Source organism: Burkholderia sp. 8Y, from assembly GCF_902506145.1.
GTDB lineage: Bacteria > Pseudomonadota > Gammaproteobacteria > Burkholderiales > Burkholderiaceae > Caballeronia.
Genome location: NZ_LR733552.1, coordinates 1 through 4138 on the forward strand (window position 1 = coordinate 1; position 4138 = coordinate 4138).

At 58.2% G+C, this 4138-nt stretch carries 3 protein-coding genes; 2 read left to right on the plus strand and 1 reads right to left on the minus strand.

Going from position 1 to position 4138, the window contains the following annotated elements:
• Positions 1-1516: 1516 nt before the first annotated feature.
• Together GV035_RS28645 and GV035_RS28650 are read left to right on the plus strand one after the other, a co-directional pair.
• Positions 1517-1792 carry a hypothetical protein gene (locus GV035_RS28645; RefSeq protein WP_159839466.1) on the plus strand — a complete coding sequence of 92 codons (276 nt, stop codon included), beginning with the start codon at positions 1517-1519 and terminating at the stop codon, positions 1790-1792.
• A 1331-nt stretch (positions 1793-3123) separates the two neighbouring features.
• Positions 3124-3423, plus strand: a complete 300-nt coding sequence (locus GV035_RS28650; protein ID WP_159839468.1) for a hypothetical protein — start codon at positions 3124-3126, stop codon at positions 3421-3423.
• A 462-nt stretch (positions 3424-3885) separates the two neighbouring features.
• On the opposite strand, the gene GV035_RS29655 is transcribed toward GV035_RS28650, so the two are convergent.
• A partial coding sequence (locus GV035_RS29655) for a hypothetical protein (protein ID WP_236572912.1) occupies positions 3886-4138 on the minus strand: 253 nt, incomplete at its 5' end.

Below are 4138 nucleotides of genomic sequence, written 5' to 3' on the forward strand. Positions count from 1 at the left end.
GCGCTGCTGCATAGCGGCGTGCGGCGTTCGGCGCTGCGGGCTACGCCCTTCGCACCGAACGTCGCACAGAAGGATCAACTGAAACCACTGGCATCCGGTTTCTGCACAGCTTGACGCACACAACTTGGCATAGTTGAGACCCATGGCTAGCACCGCGCAAGGCTGCTCAGTCCGAACCTCTTGGATTTACTTTTGTACCGACTGAGTCAGCTCGTTCCCTCGAATCGCAGTCAAGAGATTGCTAACCCACCTCGGCCGTACCCTACCGCGAACGCGTAGATGGTTCGCGCTCCGGCTTGAACCGGAGATGGGAGCTATGGGCAGGAACAGTCCGAGAAGTGTCGTGCAGTTCCGGTAACGGGCTTGGCTCCGGGTGCCACGGCCAAACTGAGGGCGGCGTCCGACGCCGGAGCAGCCGCAATCTGTCGATGAGAATGCGCAGCGACGCGGCCCGTGGCTGGGTGACGTATCAAAGTACACGTGTGGATGAACTGCTCGCCAGACGGAGGGCAGGAGGAAACTCGAGCCGGCCGGACGCTTGAAACCTTTCGGCGTGGTCCTTTGCAGAGGGCTAGGCCCGCCCGATAGCAATGGCTGAGCGGCCAGCGAATCGAAGGTAAGGCAGGCGGGCAAGAGCGGCGCCAAAACGATGGAAAAGCCAAAGCACTTTTGTACTGTCGATGTACTGCGTCATCAGACTGCCCGCCCTCCACCAGATGACTAAGGTATCTGATGGGCGCGGCCGAACGCCGAGCGAGTGCGGCCAGGAACGGGCGTTCGCCGACAGCGGGAAACGCAGAGTCACACAGCAAATCTGTTGATGTCTACGGTAGCTTCATTTCGAAACAGGCAACACGGCCCTGTTGGAAGACCCTGTTGAAACGACTTCTAACAGGGAAATTAACAGGGGCATACCTCACTCGATATGCCGAACGTCCTGTCCAGCGACGGTTTGCAACCTTTAGAGCATCATTTCAGCGACTTAGGATTCGGAGGTGTGAGTCGATAGCGAGCAAGGACTTTCACAGAGGGACGTCAGCCGCAAGAAAACTGATTTTTTCCTGTCGGCAGAACCAGCTTTAAAGCCATAGTGCGGCGTCCAGCCTCGCCGAAAAGACAATGAGCGCGTTGTACATGCGGTCTCCGCCCCGTGTCCCCAATCTTGTCTTCAGGTCGACGAGCGCTTGTCCCGATTCAACACCTTTTTGTTTTCAATTCAAAAACACGAAGAACGCATTTTCCGATGCAAGGAGCTATACCTTGTCGACATCTGGTGAGTCTCACGACTGTGCTCCGATATGCTCACGCTCCGAAATCGAGTTGTGCACCTCCTTGTCAGCAAATATTGCTGCGGTGTGCTTCCCCCCGCCGTGGGCTTCATCCGATTTGCGAACAACGGGTGACGCCGCCACTTCTTGTTTTCACCGAGGTCCAACTATGGCGAGACTGAGCGTCGGGCGTTGCCAGGAGCAACACGTGCTTGATTACAAGAGCGGCACGAGCAGCGTGCTGACGAATGCAAGCAAAAATCATTCGAAGTGTGCTTCGTCGTCGCGAAGGGCCGTTTGGGATGAGCATTCTTGCAATGCAACTGCTCCGTTTTGCATTGACCAATCTTCTCGCTCGCTGCCCCAACGCCGGAGAGCCGGAGTTAGACAGGGGAGGGGTGCATCTAGCGGCGCTCGGTGCAGCTCGCTTGAGCAAAAAATCCGAGTTACCCCTGCTGCTCCGCTTGCGTACCCATGTCACGCCGCCCTACATCGAAGGCGACGCGGGGGCCTACGTGGTGTAAAAGAGCGAGCGAGTTTCGAAAGTTGTCGCGATTCGCACAGAAGTGCCTGACGACGAGAAAGTCTTCCTTGTTTCAGCCGAACGGCTATTCAGCGAGCTTCCATCTGTGACGCTGCGCGTGACGGCTGTCCGAAGCTGCGCTTTCCAACGTCATCGAGCGCGAGTGTAGCGAACGGCAGCGACGAGCAGACGGCGTGGTTTCTTACAACATCATCGAGTACCAGCGCCCCAGCGCTGCAACCGACGGGTGGCCGAGGTCCGACTGTGGGCCAAAAGGTGCATTCGGGTATCGAAGCCTTCTCATATTCAGACATGAGACGAACGGCTCGGCCGCGAGCGACAGCGCTCTCAAAGAACACCGCCCGCGTTCCGCGGGGATTTTGTGGGCAGCGAGCATTCGCTCGCTGCGCTTTGCGCCTGGAGATGGTACTAAGTAGCACAGCAGAGGTGCTCGTACCGGCGCACTGCGCAGCTCGCCGACTGACAAAACCCAGTGCCCCCGTTTCTCCATTGCGTACCCGTGCCACGCCGTCCCCATTGCTCACAGAAAGGGCCTCTTAGCGCAGAACAAATCACGGTCGGAGAGACTACCATAGTGGAAGACGGGGTCCTCTTCGCGGAGCGCAAGAAGCCGTTTCTCTTGGTTGTTGTCGCAAGCAAAGGCGTCGCATCCGCTGTTCCCAAAGCCTCACACCTGAAGGCAGACTATTACTCCGAAGGGGCCACACTACTGGTGAGACTATCTTACGGGGCCAGCGGCGGCTTGCTACAGCACTAAAGCGAACCCCGTTGCGCGCAAGAGGTAGGTGCACGTAGCGCAGGGAGCGAGCGAAGCGAGCGTGCTTCCTTGTGCGATACGGAAACTCTGTTGCTCGCGCCGTTTCGATATCAAAGGGGATGGATGTACGTTGCACATCGTCGATGTGCAAAGGACAACGGCCGGTGTATGCAACCCGTCCGGCGGTCTCGTATGGCGGGCCAGAGTTTGAAACAAGTGGGAACTGCGCGGAGCGCAGGGGAGCGCACGGCGAGTTCGCGTAACTAACCCGCGGCGGTTCTCTTACTGCGGGCCGGGTCGCGCACCGGGATGCGCTCCTGAAAGCAGACCGGCGGGTAGCCGCCTTGCCGTTGCCGTTCCTCAGCTTTTCACTGCATTTGCGGGAACGTTGCGACGCAACGGCGTCGCCGGCGGATGAACGCGTCGAGCGCGTAGCGGTGTGGGTGGCAAGGAAGGCAATTTTTCGGGGTTGCTATAGTAATTGTGACGATGGTGAACGCAATGACGCGCAGCCCCGGCACACAACTAAAACTACCTCGCACACAAGGTGCCAAATGCCTGCCCTTCGCCAATTCACAGTCGTCGACCCGAACGAGCGTATAAACATCGCACTCAAGTTGTCGACTCGCACATCAATCGAGCAGTACCGGTTGTTTTACACCGCGGCGTACGGCCACGGTGTCGAACGCGGTGAACTCGTCGAAGAGGTGCTCCGCGCGTTCTTCGAGAACGACGCTGACTTCCAGCGCTTTATCAAGAAGATGACGCCTGCGGACAAAGCGAACGTCGACAAGTCCCTCGGCGTGACCCGTCAAACGGGCGGCATCGGTGAGACGCTCATCGACGACGCCTGAGCCACGCCATTTCTGCCCTCAGTGAACCCCGCCGCCCCGGCGGGTTGTTTTTCGGTGCGCCCGCTGGTGTGAGGATTTTGGTGCAGGTTGTGGCGTGCTCAAGCTAATGTGTGAGGGCTTCGAGGCAGTTGTGACGATATTTGGTCGAGCAAGCGGGTGATGCTGACCGGATTGTCGCCCCACACCTAGACGTCTTCTTACATTGTTGCGGCACTTCACCCTGATTCGCCGCAAGCGTACGGACTAAGTTGGCGAGGCTGAGATGGACTACAGACGCAGTAGCGCAGCATTCGAGGTTCGACCGGCGCCGCGCTTCGGTAGGCGGATGGACTACAAATCTGTGCCCGAATCGTTCTCCGCCTCCAACTCGGCTAAGAACGCTTCAATGTCTCGATACGGTGCGGCTGACCTCCCCGCCGCCACAGCGACGCGGCGGTGAGTTGCTATATCCGCAAATTCGATTTACTGCTGCACCTTGGTGATGTCTATGTTCGGCGCGGTAGGCTCGATGAACCGTACCGCCGCGAGTACCAGCGCCGTCGCATCCGAATACACGAAACTCGTCGACGGCCGGCTCACGATGCGCTTTGAGCTTCCCCCGAAATTTCGCCTTCCAGCAGGTCGTGTGTAAACTCGACCCGAAGGAAGGAAAGAATCGATGTTCAAAATACCAAAGCAGGCATACACCGCCGAGTTCAGGACGCTAGCGGTACAG

Bases quoted from the DNA above. Each gene is read 5' to 3' on its own strand.
- GV035_RS28645 (WP_159839466.1), top strand. From the start codon at position 1,517: ATGCAAGCAAAAATCATTCGAAGTGTGCTTCGTCGTCGCGAAGGGCCG.
- GV035_RS28650 (WP_159839468.1), top strand. From the start codon at position 3,124: ATGCCTGCCCTTCGCCAATTCACAGTCGTCGACCCGAACGAGCGTATA.